The organism is Ruegeria sp. SATB045 (assembly GCF_059613525.1).
Genome location: NZ_JBXWSR010000019.1, coordinates 342,135 through 357,403, shown reverse-complemented (window position 1 = coordinate 357,403; position 15,269 = coordinate 342,135). Strand labels below are relative to the sequence as shown.

At 53.9% G+C, this 15,269-nt stretch carries 10 protein-coding genes; 7 read left to right on the top strand and 3 right to left on the bottom strand.

Annotated elements, in window-relative coordinates:
• Positions 1-11 precede the first annotated feature (11 nt).
• From AC2FNR_RS07190 to AC2FNR_RS07175, 4 genes are read left to right on the top strand one after another with little or no spacing between them, the layout of a single operon-like run.
• The gene (locus tag AC2FNR_RS07190) at positions 12-905 is read left to right on the top strand and encodes a carbohydrate ABC transporter permease (RefSeq protein WP_170750476.1); all 894 of its coding nucleotides are present in this window, start codon (positions 12-14) and stop codon (positions 903-905) included.
• Positions 905-1,786 carry a carbohydrate ABC transporter permease gene (locus AC2FNR_RS07185; protein ID WP_353393358.1) on the top strand — a complete coding sequence of 294 codons (882 nt, stop codon included), beginning with the start codon at positions 905-907 and terminating at the stop codon, positions 1,784-1,786. Before AC2FNR_RS07190 ends, AC2FNR_RS07185 begins: the two co-directional genes overlap by 1 nt.
• Positions 1,787-1,792: 6 nt before the next feature.
• Positions 1,793-2,905 carry an ABC transporter ATP-binding protein gene (locus AC2FNR_RS07180; protein WP_170352692.1) on the top strand — a complete coding sequence of 371 codons (1,113 nt, stop codon included), beginning with the start codon at positions 1,793-1,795 and terminating at the stop codon, positions 2,903-2,905.
• Positions 2,905-4,497 (top strand): GMC family oxidoreductase, encoded by a 1,593-nt coding sequence (locus AC2FNR_RS07175; protein ID WP_496848528.1) that lies wholly within the window; start codon positions 2,905-2,907, stop codon positions 4,495-4,497. The genes AC2FNR_RS07180 and AC2FNR_RS07175 overlap by 1 nt, the downstream gene beginning before the upstream one ends.
• Positions 4,498-4,568: 71 nt before the next feature.
• On the opposite strand, the gene AC2FNR_RS07170 is transcribed toward AC2FNR_RS07175, so the two are convergent.
• A complete protein-coding gene (locus AC2FNR_RS07170; RefSeq protein WP_496848527.1) occupies positions 4,569-5,510 on the bottom strand; it encodes a response regulator in 942 nt (313 codons plus the stop codon).
• Between the two features lie 557 nt (positions 5,511-6,067).
• Between AC2FNR_RS07170 and AC2FNR_RS07165 the strand changes: the two genes are divergently transcribed.
• Together AC2FNR_RS07165 and AC2FNR_RS07160 are read left to right on the top strand one after the other, a co-directional pair.
• On the top strand, positions 6,068-6,814 hold the full coding sequence (locus AC2FNR_RS07165) for an acyl-homoserine-lactone synthase (RefSeq protein WP_234899400.1): 747 nt from the start codon (positions 6,068-6,070) through the stop codon (positions 6,812-6,814).
• Positions 6,815-7,117: 303 nt separating this feature from the next.
• Positions 7,118-8,245 carry a response regulator gene (locus AC2FNR_RS07160; RefSeq protein WP_496848526.1) on the top strand — a complete coding sequence of 376 codons (1,128 nt, stop codon included), beginning with the start codon at positions 7,118-7,120 and terminating at the stop codon, positions 8,243-8,245.
• Positions 8,246-8,261: 16 nt separating this feature from the next.
• Here AC2FNR_RS07160 and AC2FNR_RS07155 read toward each other — a convergent pair whose 3' ends face one another.
• Positions 8,262-9,620: a cytochrome P450 gene (locus AC2FNR_RS07155; protein ID WP_480867186.1), complete on the bottom strand. Its 1,359-nt coding sequence runs from the start codon at positions 9,618-9,620 to the stop codon at positions 8,262-8,264.
• A gap of 247 nt (positions 9,621-9,867) precedes the next feature.
• Here AC2FNR_RS07155 and AC2FNR_RS07150 point away from each other — a divergent pair, with 247 nt between their 5' ends.
• Entirely contained in the window at positions 9,868-11,298 is a 1,431-nt protein-coding gene (locus tag AC2FNR_RS07150; RefSeq protein ID WP_496848525.1) for a sensor histidine kinase, read from the top strand.
• A gap of 37 nt (positions 11,299-11,335) precedes the next feature.
• Here AC2FNR_RS07150 and AC2FNR_RS07145 read toward each other — a convergent pair whose 3' ends face one another.
• Complete coding sequence (locus tag AC2FNR_RS07145) at positions 11,336-15,154, bottom strand: PA14 domain-containing protein (protein WP_496848524.1); 3,819 nt, start codon at positions 15,152-15,154, stop codon at positions 11,336-11,338.
• Positions 15,155-15,269 lie beyond the last annotated feature (115 nt).

Below are 15,269 nucleotides of genomic sequence, written 5' to 3'. Positions count from 1 at the left end.
GAGGGCGCGCCATGGCTTCATCGGCCGACGCGGATTTCAAAACTCGTCTGCAGAACTGGATACCCAAGCTGGTCTTGTCGCCGTCGCTGGCGATGATGCTGGTCTTTGTCTACGGGTTCATTCTGTTCTCGGTCTACCTGTCCTTTACCGATAGCCGTATTCTGCCGACATATGGCTGGGTTGGTTGGGAAAACTACGACAAACTGTGGCGGCTAAGTCATTGGGAAATCTCGTTGAAGAACATGGGGATTTTCGCGGGGCTTTATATCGTGATCTGCACCTGTATAGGGCTTGGGCTGGCGATTTTCCTTGATCAGAAAATCCGTGGCGAAGGGTTGCTGCGCCCGATCTACCTGTACCCCATGGCGCTGAGTTTCATTGTCACCGGCACCGCGTGGAAGTGGTTTCTGGACCCCGGTATCGGGCTGGAAAATGTCATGCAAACATGGGGCTGGACCAGTTTCGAGTTTGACTGGATAAAGAACCGCGACTTTGCGATCTATACTGTTGTGCTCGCCGCTGTTTGGCAAACCAGTGGATTTGTTATGGCGATGTTTCTGGCCGGTCTTCGAGGCATCGACAATGAAATCCTGCGCGCGGCGCAGATGGACGGGGCCTCGAACTGGAACCTCTATCGCCGGATCATCATCCCGCAATTGCGCCCAGCATTCCTGTCGGCCTTCGTGATCCTCAGCCACCTTGCGATCAAGACCTTTGATCTTGTGATTGCCCTAACCGGTGGTGGGCCGGGCCGGGCGACCGAACTGCCCGCGACGTTTATGTATTCCTACACTTTCACGCGGAACCAGATGGGCATCGGCGCGGCTTCGGCCACGATCATGCTGATGACAATTGCGGCGATCATGATCCCCTATCTCTATGCCGAATTGCGGGAGAAACGCTGATGTCTCAAGCCTCGCAAGATACCGCAATTCGCACGGGCCGCGTCACCCGCACGCTGATCTATCTGGTGTTGCTGCTGTTTGGTCTGTTCTACCTGCTGCCGCTTTATGTGATGCTGGTGAACTCGGTCAAACCGCTGGAAGAGATCACTGGCGGCGGCATGATGAACCTGCCGCAGGTCTTCACGCTTGAGCCTTGGCTCAAGGCGTGGTCTTCGGCCCAGATCGGGGTCGATCCGACCGGGCTGAAGCCCTATTTCTGGAATTCGATCAAAATGGTGGTACCGGCGGTGATCGTCTCGACCATTTTGGGAGCGCTGAACGGTTATGTGCTGACCAAATGGCGGTTCAAGTACGACACCATCCTGTTCGGACTGATGCTGTTTGCCTGTTTCATCCCGTTTCAGATCGTACTGATACCCATGGCACGGATGCTGGGCCTGATGGGTCTGGCGGGCACCACATGGGGCCTTGCTCTGGTGCATGTGGTTTATGGTATCGGATTTACCACGCTGTATTTCCGCAACTATTACGCCGTTTTCCCGACCGAGCTGATCCGGGCGGCACAAATCGATGGCGCAGGGTTCTTTCAGATCTTCTGGCGCATCCTGCTGCCCAGTTCAGGACCGATCGCCGTGGTGTCGATCATCTGGCAGTTCACAAATATCTGGAATGACTTCCTGTTCGGGGCCTCATTCGCGGATGCCAACAGCCAACCCATGACCGTGGCGCTGAACAATCTGGTGCAGTCATCCACGGGGGTAAAGGAATACAACGTTCATTTCGCAGGGGCCATTTTGGCGGCCCTGCCAACTCTGCTCGTCTATATCGTGGCCGGTCGGTATTTCGTCCGCGGCCTGATGGCGGGTTCGGTGAAAGGATAAGACCTCATGGGTTTTCTAGACATAGACAACGCGACCAAATCCTATGGCGCGGTCGAGGTTTTGCACAAGGTCGATATCTCGGTGCAAGAGGGCGAGTTTCTGGTGCTGGTTGGCCCTTCGGGTTGCGGCAAGTCGACCCTGCTGAACATGATCGCGGGGTTGGAAGAAATCACCAGCGGTGAAATCCGCATTAAGGATCAGGTGATGAACGGCGTCCACCCGTCGAACCGCAACATCGCCATGGTGTTCCAAAGCTATGCTTTGTACCCAAACATGACCGTTGGGCAGAACATCACCTTTGGGCTTGAGATGCACGGCGTGCCCAAGCCCGAACGTGAAAAGGCCATGGCCGAGGTTGCCAAGCTGTTGCAGATTGAGCAGTTGCTGGACCGCAAGCCCGGCCAGTTGTCGGGCGGTCAGCGGCAGCGCGTTGCAATGGGGCGGGCCTTGGTGCGCAACCCTGATGTGTTTCTGTTTGACGAGCCGCTCTCGAACCTCGATGCCAAGCTACGCGTGGACATGCGGACGGAAATCAAGAAGCTGCACCAGAATCTTGGCACGACCATTGTCTACGTGACCCATGACCAGATCGAGGCAATGACGCTGTCCAGCCGCATCGCGGTGATGAACGGCGGCTACGTTCAACAATTGGGTACGCCGCAAGAGATCTACGACACACCCGCCAATATCTTTGTAGCAACCTTTATGGGGTCGCCCGCGATGAACGTGGTACCGGCCAAAGTGGTGGTGCTGAACGGGCGACCCCATGCCGAGGTGGCCGTCCATGACGGGTCCATGACACAGCTACCGTTCAGTCAAGATAACCTGGCCGCGTGGGACGGGCGCGAAATCCTGCTGGGCATTCGCCCTGAAACGATCACTGATATGGATGGCGCGGATCGCAAGTCCTCGAACATTGCTCAGATGGGCAATCGGATTGTTGTGACCGAACCGGCGGGCTCGGACACGTTCGTATCGATGCAGTTGGGAGGGCGGGACGTAATCGCTCGCATGCGGTCGGACGCCGAGGTCGCGCCGGGGCAGGATTTCACTTTTGCAGTGAACATGGAAAAGGCTGTGGCGTTCGATCCCGAAAGTGAGATGCGGATCACGCCGTGATGCCCGAAGGGTATGATTTCATAGTGGTCGGCGGGGGCTCGGCCGGGTCGGTGATAGCGGCGCGTTTGTCCGAAGAAACCTCGGCCACGGTCCTATTGCTTGAAGCTGGATCGTCGGATCGGCACCCGCTTTTTCATCTGCCTGCCGGGTTTGCCAAGATGACCAAGGGCATAGGCAGTTGGGGATGGACCACCGTGCCGCAGAGGCACATGCAGAACAAAGTGTTTCCTTACACCCAAGCCAAGGTGATCGGGGGCGGCTCCTCCATTAACGCGCAGATATACACCCGCGGCGCGGCGCAGGACTATGATGATTGGCGACAAATGGGCTGCGTCGGATGGAGTTACAACGACGTTTTGCCGTATTTCCGCAAGTCCGAAGACAATGACAGTTTCGAGGATGAGTTCCACGGCAAAGGCGGGCCGTTGGGGGTCTCCAGGCCTGTCGCGCCCTTGCCGATCTGTGATGCCTTCATCGAGGCCGCCGGGCAGGTTGGTATTCCCAAAACGTTCGATGTTAATGGTGATCAGCAGGATGGGGCAGGCTATTACCAACTGACCCAGAGGAATGCACGTCGGTCTTCGGCGGCGATGGCGTTTCTTGCTCCGAACCGCAACCGTCAAAACCTAACCATTCGTACTGGCGCGCAAGTTCATCGACTGGTGGTCGAAAATGGACGGGTGGCCGGGATAGAGATGATGGATGGCTCGGTCCTGACCGCGGCGCGCGAGGTGATCCTTTGCTGCGGGGCCATTGGATCACCGCGTCTTCTGCAACTGTCCGGTATAGGCCCCGCCGATCATTTGGAGTCTTTGGGGCTGAAGGTCACACACGATCAACCACAGGTTGGTGCGAACCTGCAGGATCATCTGGATCTATACGCAATCTGCGAGGTCACTGGTCCGCATACGTATGATCGATTTGCCAAGCTGCCCTTTTCGGCTCTGGCTGCGTTGAAATACGTGTTCACGCGAAATGGCCCTGTTGCGTCGAGTCTGTTCGAGACCGGAGGGTTTTGGTATGCCGATTCACAGGCTCGTTCGCCTGACATACAGATGCATCTGGGCCTGGGGACAGGGATTGAGGCCGGGGTTCAGGCGATGCCGAACGGGGGCGTCACGCTCAACGCATGTTTCTTGCGTCCACGATCACGCGGGACAGTGCGTTTGCAAAGTTCGGACCCTATGGCGATGCCCTTGATCGACCCGAACTATCTGGCGGATCCTTATGATCGAGAAATGTCGATCCGTGGGTTAAAGCTGGTGCAACGCATTCTCGCCCAAGACGCTTTGAAGCCCTTTATTCTGGCCGAGCGACTGCCAGGGCCGGATATTCGAACAGATCAGGATTATTTCGACTTTATTTGCGTGCACTCAAAAACATCGCACCATTGTGCCGGGACGTGCCGCATGGGGGTGGATGCCGGTGCGGTTTTGGACCCACGTCTGCGCTTCAATGGGATCGATGGATTGCGGGTTGCGGATGCGTCAATCATGCCCACGGTGAACTCATCGAACACCAATGCCCCTTCAATCATGATCGGTGAGAAAGCTGCCGACATGATCAAACTGGATCACGGTATGTCCCTTTAACCGCTCGCGCAGCTGCGAACACGCGAACTTTTAGTGCATTTTGGAAATGGCTTTCCCGGGCTCGGCTTGGATTAGCCGAACCGGGCAACCGGAGTATTTGGAATGTCTGCCAGTTCAACGGCCTTGTCGATCAGGAACAAAGCTTCCATCTTTGACGAGGCGCGCAATGCGACCACTTCGCCAACATAATACGAGAAATCTCGACCCGAAACACTGCCATGCGAGCCTTTTACGAAGCGATTGGCAAGTTTGTGCTGCAACTCGGCAGCGGAAACACCCGGCTTGCTTTCATGTATCAGTAGGAAAACGCCATTGCCCCAATAGGTGGCAAAATTCCGACCTTCCTGCGAGACAGTCAGTAGTTCATTGCCAGCGGTCGCCATGGCTTCGCGGAATTCCACCGAAGTTGCGGTTCGGAAGATGTCTTCGACCTCAGCCACTTTGACGGCCATCATCTTGGACGCGCGTGAGTGCATTGTCGACAACTGTACGACATAGTTCTCAAACTCGGCCAAGCCGATACAACCGGGCAGGTCACCGAAATAGAGCGGATCGCTAAGGCGGAAATTGGTGTTAATCTCGGAATCGTTGACGGCATACACATCCGCTTCGATCACTTCGATGGCTGCGCGTCGTTCAGCTGCCAGCCTGTAGGCGTCGGAAAGCCGTTGTTTCAGATCGGCAAACTCGAACGGTTTCGTCACGTAGTCTGTGGCGCCGACCTCAAACGCTTCGTCGATGTACTGCTTTTGCACCATAGCAGTGATCATGATGATCGGCGTAAACTGATAGTCAGGAAGATTGCGCGCATGCTCGCAAAGTGTGATGCCGTTCATTTCGGGCATTTGGACGTCAAGCAAAAGACAATCGAAAATCTCGGTCGTTTCCGCAAGGATGTCGAGCGCCTCTTGACCGCTGCGAGCAGTCACTACGTCTTCGTACCCAAAAGCCCCCAGAACGCAAGTCAGAAGCTCCAGGATGCTGGGGTCGTCATCTACGGCAAGTATACGCATAAACAGTCACCAATCTTTGCCACCATACTGACCTTGAGGACTCAAAAAGTGCCGCACAAAGGCCGGAGGGGCGTTGAATATCGCTTACACGCAGGCTGTCCGAGAAAAACGGCAAAAGGATGACGTATGCTGGGCGCGGAAGTGACCGAATATTTTTTTTCGGGTTCAGTCATACTAGCCGCAGAAACTGACATGTTTGGCTCGTTAGGGCCGGTCGCGGCAATCACAGGTTGGGCGGCGAAGTGATGCAGAATGACAGTTTCACAACCACCAGCCCGCGAGAGGTTAAATTTTACGATGGTGTAAGCTCTAAAACTGGCGAATTAAGGAATACAATGATGATTCAAGACGTTGTCTAATCAGGTTGAAACCACGATGAAGTGCATTTTTCGCAAAACCGCATGCTAAATGTGCCAAAAACTCGCCCTGAATGCTCAATGTTTTGTATGGGATGTGAATTCGCCACACAATGACGCGATTACCGGAAAAAACATCATTTAGTTGTAGACGCAGCGATTCATATCTTGTCATAAGTGTGTCTAAAATAAGAGCAAAATATGGACCGACCACTCAGGTATGAACAGGCATACTCAGCGTCCAAGGTATTTCCGGACCTGGAGCCAGCCAATACGGCCCAACCCGTGCCCCAACCGTCGGCACGGCGTAAGCTATTTGCGTTCAAGCGCGACACGCCTGATCGCAAGCGCGAGCTAGGGAATGTCCGTGCGACCGCAATGAGCTTTCGCAACATGCACGAGCACGGCACATTGTTGGCAAAATATCTCGAGACTCGAAAAACGATCTTCATCGATCGCCTGCACTGGAATGTAGGTGAGGCGGATGGGATGGAGTTTGACCAATATGACACACCGGCCTGCCGCTGGGTCGTTCTGCATGAATTCGGCGAGGTTTTGGCAGGCGTTCGCCTTTTGCCGACGAACGCGCGGTGTGGGGCCTACACCTATATGCTGCGGGATGCACAGAAAGGGTTGTTGCGCGATCTTCCGACGGACATTCTGTTTTTCGAGGCACCGGCAAACCCCAAGATCTGGGAAGCCTCCCGGTTTTTTGTCACCGAGAGCGTACCGGCTTCTCGCAGGTTGGCCGTGCAGCAAGAGCTGTTTTTCAGGATGACCGCTACGGCAGAAGAAAACGGCGCGACCCGCATCCTGGGCATCGTTCCTTCAGTTTGGGCACGTTGGTCGCGCAGATTGGGTGTTGGGGCTGCTCCGGTCGGGGCAAAGTTCTCGATAGACGGTACAGTAAGCCAGTCGGTTTTGTTCAATATCCACAGCACGTCTTGACACTGATCCGAGCCCTCGATCGTAGGACCGGTAAAACAACTTGAGCGATTTGTCCGCGACTGGTAGATTATGTCAGGGTTTGATTTGACCCCAAGCTGGGTGATATGCTGCTAAATCGTTAAGATTAAACATAAAAAACTTTTAAGTCTCGGTGCTCGGCGACATTAGATCTGAGAGTTTTCGCCAAAATAACGCCAAGAAAAAACCCAATTTATCCAAGGTTTTTGCGATTTTTGCCGCTGTTTCGTCCTAGTCGTTTTCTATTCTGAGCCTGTTTAACAGGTTGAAAGCGGTTGACTAGTCATGAAGCATACGACTCCGACAAGTGATGAATTCCAGCGCAAATTGGACATGCGCGCGTTGAAGCGGACGCCTCTGAAAGTGCTGGCCGTTGACGACGAACCCGGAATTCTTGAGCTGTTGCAAACAGCTTTGGCCGAGTTTGAAAGCTGTCAGGTCTCTGTTGCCAGTTCCGCCAGCCAAGCGCTGCAGGTTATCAAAGAGGCGGAAACACCGTTCGATTGCCTTCTATTGGACATTCAGATGCCCGGTACCAACGGGATCGAATTGCTGCGGCAGATACGGAACACACCCGGAAACTCGGAAACGCCTGCCATAATGCTGACCGCCATGAGCGACCGAAAACATGTCGAAGACGCTTTTGCTGAAGGTGCGTTTGACTACGTTACCAAACCGTTTGATTTCTTCGAGTTGCGCAGTCGTATGAATGCGGCCCATCTGTTGATGCAGGAAAGGGTCCGCAGCCGGATTTCATCGGTTTCGGTCAAGAACCTGCAAAACGTTCTCGACTACAACCAGCAGTTTAGCTTTGAGGACCCTCTGTCTGTCGACGGTCTGAAACGGTGTCTGCGTTATGTCGAATTCGACAACTATATCGAACAACTGGGCCGCAGTCGTTTGTTTGACTCGTGGGTGACCGCCATCAGGTTGCAAGATGCAGCCTTTCGCTTTGATCTGAACGACTTCGGAGAGTTTCGTCGCATCATCGCAGATCTTGGAAAAAGCATTCAAGCGGGGACAGCCGAGGCCGAAGCTATTTTCTCATACCGTGGCAGCGGCATCTATTTGGTCGTGACGCACGGGCGGTATTGCGCAGCGAAACTGCCAAGTGAAGATCAACTTAATCAGAACTTCGCTCAGATTTTAGCGCAGCGGAACGTATCAGGCGATATCCGCACGGTCATGAGTACACCAATCTCAATGAGGGCGTTGTCTAAATCGGGTGCTCTTGCTGCGTTCGACAAGGCCGTCGCGAAGCTGGAAATGCGCGAAAAGGGCGCTCTGGCCGGGCAGCAGGCGACGCAAGAACAGACGCCACATTCGTCCAACAAGACCAAGCCACGAGGCAGCTTGTTCGAAACGGTGTTGCGAGAGATGTACGGTAGCCAGACTTACCTGAACCGGGGTTGATCCAACAATGTCCTACCTAGACAGGTGAGGCATTCAAAATAAGCGGGCCGCTTGTGCGCATCGTGAAAGTTAAAACCGGTTCTGGCAACGGTTCGTCTGACAGCGAAAACGCGACTTTGCGCAGCACTGAGGCCATGAGAACCATGATTTCCGTCTCGGCGTATTGAGCGCCAATACATATGCGCGGTCCGGCACCAAAAGGTATATATTGCCCTCGGGGTATGGTCCCGCCAAGAAAACGTTCAGGACGATATTGATCAGGTTCGTCCCACAGTTTCTCATTCCGATGTAACGAGTATACGGGGAAGAACAACGCGTCACCGTCTTCGATCTTAACACCGTTTATGTCCAGTTCAGCGCCTGCGTCCCTGGCGAAAAAGGCGGCTGATGGATACAGCCTAAGCGTTTCTTTGATGTGGGCCCTCAGCAGCGGCATGTTTTCCAAATCGGAATACTCCACAGGGCCATCCGGTCGAACCGACATGATCTCGTGTCGGACGCGGTTTTGCATTTCTGGGTGCAGCGCCAGCAGGTAATACCCCCATGCAAGCGCATTGGCCGAAGTTTCGTGTCCCGCGACCACGAAGGTCAGAAGGTTGTCCACTGTCGTCTCAGCATCTTCAAAATCCGACTTTAAAGCCTCAATCATCAGATCCAAAAAGTCTTCAGGCTCATCGCGGCTTTCAGCACGACGCAGGTCGATCACCTGGCGGGCCAGATCGCGCATAGTAGTAACTGGCGCCTTGCTGCTGAGCCATTTCTTGCGCGGTAACCATTTCGGAAGGCCCATTAAGTCAAACAGGGAAAGGTCTGAAATATAATTAAAATATGCGATCAGCCCAACGCGGATCTGCTCGGCGCTGACTTCTTCATTGCCCGAAAAAATGACGCGAGAGATATTGGTCAGTGTTGAGGCAGGCGCAACCTGGGCCACATCGACTGGCCCGGGATGCTCGGCCAATGAATCCGCTACTTCGATCCCTGTTGCGGCAAAATGGCGTGCCAGAACCGGCAAGTTGCGTGCCGCAAATAAGGGCGAGTAGCGATGCCGCTGCTTCCGCCATTTCTCTCCCTCGGACAGGATGAGACCGTTCCCGACAGCTGATCCGATGATGTCCTTGGTGAATTTCGCTTTGGGGAAAGCGCGCCCCTGACCGACCAGCAACTCGGTGATCATTTCGGGTTCGCAGATATAGTGGATATTCAGCGGACCCCGGACGTAAGTTTCGCGCAGCGTTTCTGCGGGAATGACCTCAAGCATGTTGCGCCCTGCCGAGCGGGCGAATTGAAGCAATGTGACCGGCTCTTCGGCAAGCCGTGCCGAAACGGGTGTCACACCCTCGTGATTGGCTTCTATCTTTCCAATAGCGACCACAACCCCACCTCTTTGTTTGTCTCGCTAGCCTGTTCTTGCATTAAGGGGTAAGGGGGTCAAAAAGGCAATAAAATCGTTAATTTATAACGCACAGTGTTGTGTCTTTACCGGCATAGGCCAGCGAAGGTATTCGACAATAATTCGGCCCGATGAAGACTATTGCCAAACTGTGAACGAAATTCCGACCAACTACGTCCTCATTGTGTCGATAAATCTCCTCTAACTGATCAGCAAAAAAGACTTTACGATGACCGCCATCGAAGCACCCCAACTAGACGGGGCACCCCAAGACAGCGACAGCAGGCTGCTACAGAATATCAAAGATTACACTGCCATGAGCTTTGCGCTGCTTTGGCAGCGGCAGGCCATTTTCCTTGCAACTACGATCCTGACAGCGTTTTTCTTCGATCCGCTGAACGCACTGTTTTTCTACGGGACAATATTGATCTGCGAGGCGCAAGACCTTTACCTGGCTAAGCGGGTAGCACGCCTCACGCCTAAGGAACGCCGGTCGATCGCGATGATGGTGGCGTGGATTTTGTTCAATACGATCCTCAGTTCTACCGCTATCTGCCTTTACGCGGTGTCTGTTGCGCTGAAACAACCAACAGGCGGTCACTTCACCCCGCTTTTTTTCTTGTTCGCCGCCGCCCTATTTGCGGCCATGAACAACCATCAATTCGTTTGGGCCATGATTGTGCGCCTCGCCATGTACGGCATCTCGTTCATGGTGATCGTGGTCAAAGACATCTGGATCGAACAGCCCGACCTTTCATCGGACTTGTGGCTGCATTTCTTTACCGTCGTTTTCGTGATGTACTTTCTGATCGATTGCTCGCTGGTGTTTCTCAAACTGTACCAGACCAACTTAGAGCAGCTGGAAAAGCTCAGGGAAGAGCATGAGCGGACCAAAGCGGCTTATATTGCGAAGACTCAGTTTATCTCGACGGTCAGCCATGAGTTGCGTACGCCGTTGACGTCAATCAAGGGTTCTTTGGACCTAATCAAGTCAGGCGCCATGGGTGAGGTGCCAGACAAGATGCAAAACCTTGTAGAGCTGGCGAGTAAGAACAGTGAGCGTTTGGCCTCGTTGATAAACGATGTTTTGGACATCCAGAAAATGGAAGCCGGCGAGATGGTCATCAAAGAGACGCGGATCAACGTGAACTCGCTTGTGGATGAGGCAATCGCTTGCAACCTAGGATTTGCCAGCGCCCATAATGTCGAACTGGTCGAAGAACGTTCGTCCGAACAAGATTTGTTCATCAAAGGTGACGCCTCGCGGTTGATCCAGGTTCTGACCAACATGATCTCGAACGCGGCGAAGTTTTCGTTTGAACGTGGCGTCGTCACTGTAGGGTGCGAGGTCGTCGGATCGCGGGTGCGGGTATACGTGAAAGATCAAGGGATCGGCATCCCCGAGGGTAGTCGCGACAAAGTGTTTGATCGTTTTTCGCAGATTGATTCATCAGATGAACGGCACGCCGGAGGAACCGGCTTGGGGATGAGTATTTCGAAGGAGATTGTTGAGCATTTCGGCGGGACAATTGACTACGAAAGCAAACTAGGTGTCGGCACCGTATTCTTTGTGGAATTCCCGTTGCTGGAGGCCAGCAAGAAAAAGGCACTGTCTGAACAGCGCCTTTCACTGGGAAAGAATGCGCTGGCCGGAGAGTAGGGACAGTTTTCTAAACTCGCCCGGCCATACTCGGATATCACCAGTCCACACGCTCGTAGGCATCGCTTTGAATGCTGGTGATCTCAGCTTCGGGTGAGGTCTGGACGGTCTCTGCCATGACATCGGTTTCGGCGCCATCGTCTGCAGGAGAAGAGTGTGCATCCCACGCCAATACCTCGTCGGTTTCGCTTTGCAGCAGGTTAGACAGATCTTGCCCCTGCTGCATCGTCGCGCCTTCTGTATCGTCAGCGTGCCCGACAACAAGATCAATCTGAGTTTCAGAGGAAATATTTGCGCCATTGAAACCTTTGTCTGAGACAGTGATCTCGGCTTTTATCGTGCCCTCAAACCCTGGCGGAGGCGAAATCTCAAGCATGTCTACGTTCCACCCCTGAAGCTCCACCGAGCCACCATCTGACAGGGCTGCGTCTTCGCCACTAAGTATCATGGTGTTTGGCGGCAAACCTTCCAGCGAAACGGATGCTGTCGGACTCGCGTGGCTAAGGTCTATCCCAAGTTCGAAACTGCCATCTTTCTCTATGGTCGTCCCGGCATCGGCTTGAACGAATTCCCGTCCGTTGGTGTCGGGACCTTCCCATTCCAGTTTCAGACCAGCTCGGCCACGGTTCTCGAAATACCGGACTTCGATGTCATACGTTCCGGTCTCGAGTTCGATCTCACCAGAACGGGTCCGAAACCCATGGCGACCGTCGTTGTCAACTACCTCGACGCCATTGATATATACAGCGACACCGTCGTCCCCTCCGGCAAAAAAGGTGTAGGACCCGCCTTCTTCGATCGAAATTTGTCCTTCAAACTGGGCGCCAAAAGTGTCTTTTGACCCATCTGGCCAGAATGAGCCTTTGGTGGTTTCGAAATTTATTTCTGATATCAGCTCTTGATGGCTGGGGTCTGCGGACCAGTCCACGTCGTCCAAGTTTTTCAGTTTATGGTCGACGTCAAAAAAGCGCGCAGTGAAACCGCCGAATACTTGGGCCGATGGAAGGGTTTGTTGTGCTGCATTAACGTCGAAAGCAAGCGTTTCCACGCCATCATAGCTGGTGTCGCCACCTGTTGGGGTGGAGTGGTGCAATGTTGCCTGCACTGGTCCCGTAAACTCTGCAGGAGGCGTGATCGTAAGAGCTTGCACATTCCAGCCGCTCAGTTCGACGGTGCCGTCAGGGCCTGCAATTACTGATCCGGACTCTGTTTCGATCTGTGTGCCCTCTGGCAAATCACTCAGCGCGAAGTGGGACTCTTCCGTAAAGCCGACGGTGCCGGCGCTGATTTCAAAGGTAATAGGCATTCCCGATACAGTCTGTGCATCCACTAGGTCCGGCGCCGTGACTGGCTGTCGCCCAACAAGACCGGGGCCTTCCCATTCCAGGGTTGGCCCTGCTGCACCGGGTGTGCCGGCATTTCGCACTTCAATTACATGCGTGCCGGGCGCAAGGTCGATTTCGCCTGTTTGCGCAGAGCCATTCGGAATGACAGTCACGCCGTCGACCACCAGTGTCGCTGAATTGTGGTCATCCAGATGGAATGTAAAGAGTCCGCCTTCTTCAACGTCAATATTGCCAGAAACTTCGATGCCGAATGCATCGTTTGACCTGCTGTCCTGGTGAGGGACCTGTCCAAAGTCGGTGGTCGAAACAACTTCTGTACGGAAAGGAGTAGCGTTCCAGTCGACGTCCCCCAGACCGTCTTGGGAGGTGGTTCCAAAAAATTTAACGCTGAAACCGCTGGATATCGAGACGTCGGGCATATCGGCGACGTTCACTTGATAGTTGACGGTTTGGCTCAGCCCTCCTTCGTCAATCACTGTCACATTGACACTGACAGAGGCGGCTTCCTCGAAATCCAACGAAACACCCGGTTTTAGGCGCAGAAGGTTGTCGACGACTTCAAACCGGTCATCCGATACTTCGAACCGGTGAGTGTCCCCCTGATCGGGGTCGTCAAAACTGATTTTCCCGACAATGGCGCCGGTGACATTTTCGGCAACCGTTTGCATGGCCGCCGTCAGGGTGATGTTGTCGATCAAGGCCCCGTAGCTGTCATTCTGACTCTCGGGTTCGCGGAGCTCCAACGTATCCTGCCCTGTCCCGACGACCTGTAGTTGAAACGTCTCCCAATCCGATGACTGGGGATCCAACTCGGCAACGAGGTTTCCGTTCCAATAGACTTCGACCGTATCGGTGCCGCCGGCAAGCCGCTCGCGAAGGTCCAGCCCCAGATCATAAAGCTGGCCGTCCACTGTTTGGATCACTTGCGAAATACTGTCTACGCCGTGACCGTGGTCCAATTCCATCAATTGGTCGCCATCCGAGGCTTTGGTGCCGCCGAACTGGTCCCAGATTTCGATGCCGTGTGAATCCGTCCAAGACCCCGACGGGTCATTGTTAAATCCACGCCACCTTCCTTGATCGAGGTCGAATTCTTCAAAGCTGCCGTTGGAAACCAGATTGTCTGTGTTGATGCTGAGGGTCAGGTTTTCAGGACCTTCATTCACGTTCTCAAAGGAGATGACGAAGTCTTTCGTAGTACTCAGGCCACCAGAATCTGTAGTTGTGATTTGCAGCTCGATCTGGTCAGTCTCCTCGTGGTCGAATTGTACGTCTGGTTTTAGCCGAAGCTCACCATCAACCACCTCAAACCGGTCGTCCGAGACGTGATAAGCATGGTCGTCTTTGATGTCGGGATCCAGCGTCGATAGATTTCCAATCACAGCCCCAGCGGCGTTTTCTGCGACCGAGTGGTTGTCCAGGGTCACATCTTGGGGTGCTTCGTTAATGTCTTGAACGTCGATTGTGAAACTCTCGGTCAGGCTTAGCCCGCCGGTGTCCGTCGCCGTCACGTTGACTTCGACCTGGGCGGCGTCTTCGTAGTCCAATGAAACGCCGGGCTTCAACTGCATATATCCGTCGACCACTTCGAATCTGTCATCGGAAACACTGATGTTGTAGTTATCATCCGCATCGGGGTCGGTAACCGTAAGAGCTCCAATAATTGCGCCTGCCGCGTTTTCCGCGACAGCAACGCCGTCTAACTTGATAGTGTCGGGCGCTTCGTTGACATCCAATACTTCGACGGTGAATCGTTCTGTGAGTGTCAGGCCGCCTAAATCCGTAACGGTGACGTCGACCTCGATCTGGGCTGCCTCTTCGTGATCCAAGGTCACTTCGGGTTTCAGTTGTAGCTGTCCGCCCACAACCTCGAACCGGTCGTCGGACACATGAATTGAATGTTTGTCTGATGTATCAGGATCTACGACCGTCAGTGTTCCCACCACATTTCCGGCGGCGTTCTCACTGACTTCTAGGGCATCCAACAGGATTTCTTCGGGGGCGTTATTTTCATCCTCAGTGGAAGTGACGAAGTTATCAATCGGAGTGCCTGGATCTAAGGGGGCAGGCACGAAGGGAGTTGGTCCTGAATCATACTGGACCGTTTGTTGTGTTTCGTGCGTATTGCTTTGAATTTCGAACCGCGCGGTGTGATCCCCGGTATCAGGCCCAAGTTGCGCTTCGGCCTTTGGTTTCGTATCGGCCGTTGGCCCGGTCGCCAAAGTTTGATCCATGGTTTGTTCTGTTTCGGGTGCGGCATTGCTTTTGTAAGACGCCTGCTTTTGCTCGGAATGAACCCGCCCAGGCTGGTCGCCCGGTGCGCCATCTGGTCTGAGCCGCGTCTCAAGGGAACCTGCCCGGTCTTCACCCGTGTGCAGTGCGGCTCGGGTGGGATCATTCGAAACCTGAGGTGTCCCATGGGAAAACTGCGCCGCGAATTCCTCTTTTTCTTCCGTCTCTGACAGCTGGGATTGCGCGAAACTTGAAATTTCGTGGGGGGATTTGTTCATTGCGCTACCTCGATTCATCTGTCGGTCCGACCGATAGATATCATGAAGGGTGCTACAGAAATGCTTCATAAATATCTGCAATTTAAAGGAAATTATTCACGACGGCATCTGGGTT

Excerpts from the sequence above, each read along its gene's own strand:
- AC2FNR_RS07150 (WP_496848525.1), top strand. The coding sequence starts at position 9,868 with ATGACCGCCATCGAAGCACCCCAACTAGACGGGGCACCCCAAGACAGC.
- AC2FNR_RS07175 (WP_496848528.1), top strand. The coding sequence starts at position 2,905 with ATGCCCGAAGGGTATGATTTCATAGTGGTCGGCGGGGGCTCGGCCGGG.
- AC2FNR_RS07160 (WP_496848526.1), top strand. The coding sequence starts at position 7,118 with ATGAAGCATACGACTCCGACAAGTGATGAATTCCAGCGCAAATTGGAC.
- AC2FNR_RS07180 (WP_170352692.1), top strand. The coding sequence starts at position 1,793 with ATGGGTTTTCTAGACATAGACAACGCGACCAAATCCTATGGCGCGGTC.
- AC2FNR_RS07185 (WP_353393358.1), top strand. The coding sequence starts at position 905 with ATGTCTCAAGCCTCGCAAGATACCGCAATTCGCACGGGCCGCGTCACC.
- AC2FNR_RS07170 (WP_496848527.1), bottom strand. The coding sequence starts at position 5,510 with ATGCGTATACTTGCCGTAGATGACGACCCCAGCATCCTGGAGCTTCTG.
- AC2FNR_RS07145 (WP_496848524.1), bottom strand. The coding sequence starts at position 15,154 with ATGAACAAATCCCCCCACGAAATTTCAAGTTTCGCGCAATCCCAGCTG.
- AC2FNR_RS07190 (WP_170750476.1), top strand. The coding sequence starts at position 12 with ATGGCTTCATCGGCCGACGCGGATTTCAAAACTCGTCTGCAGAACTGG.
- AC2FNR_RS07165 (WP_234899400.1), top strand. The coding sequence starts at position 6,068 with ATGGACCGACCACTCAGGTATGAACAGGCATACTCAGCGTCCAAGGTA.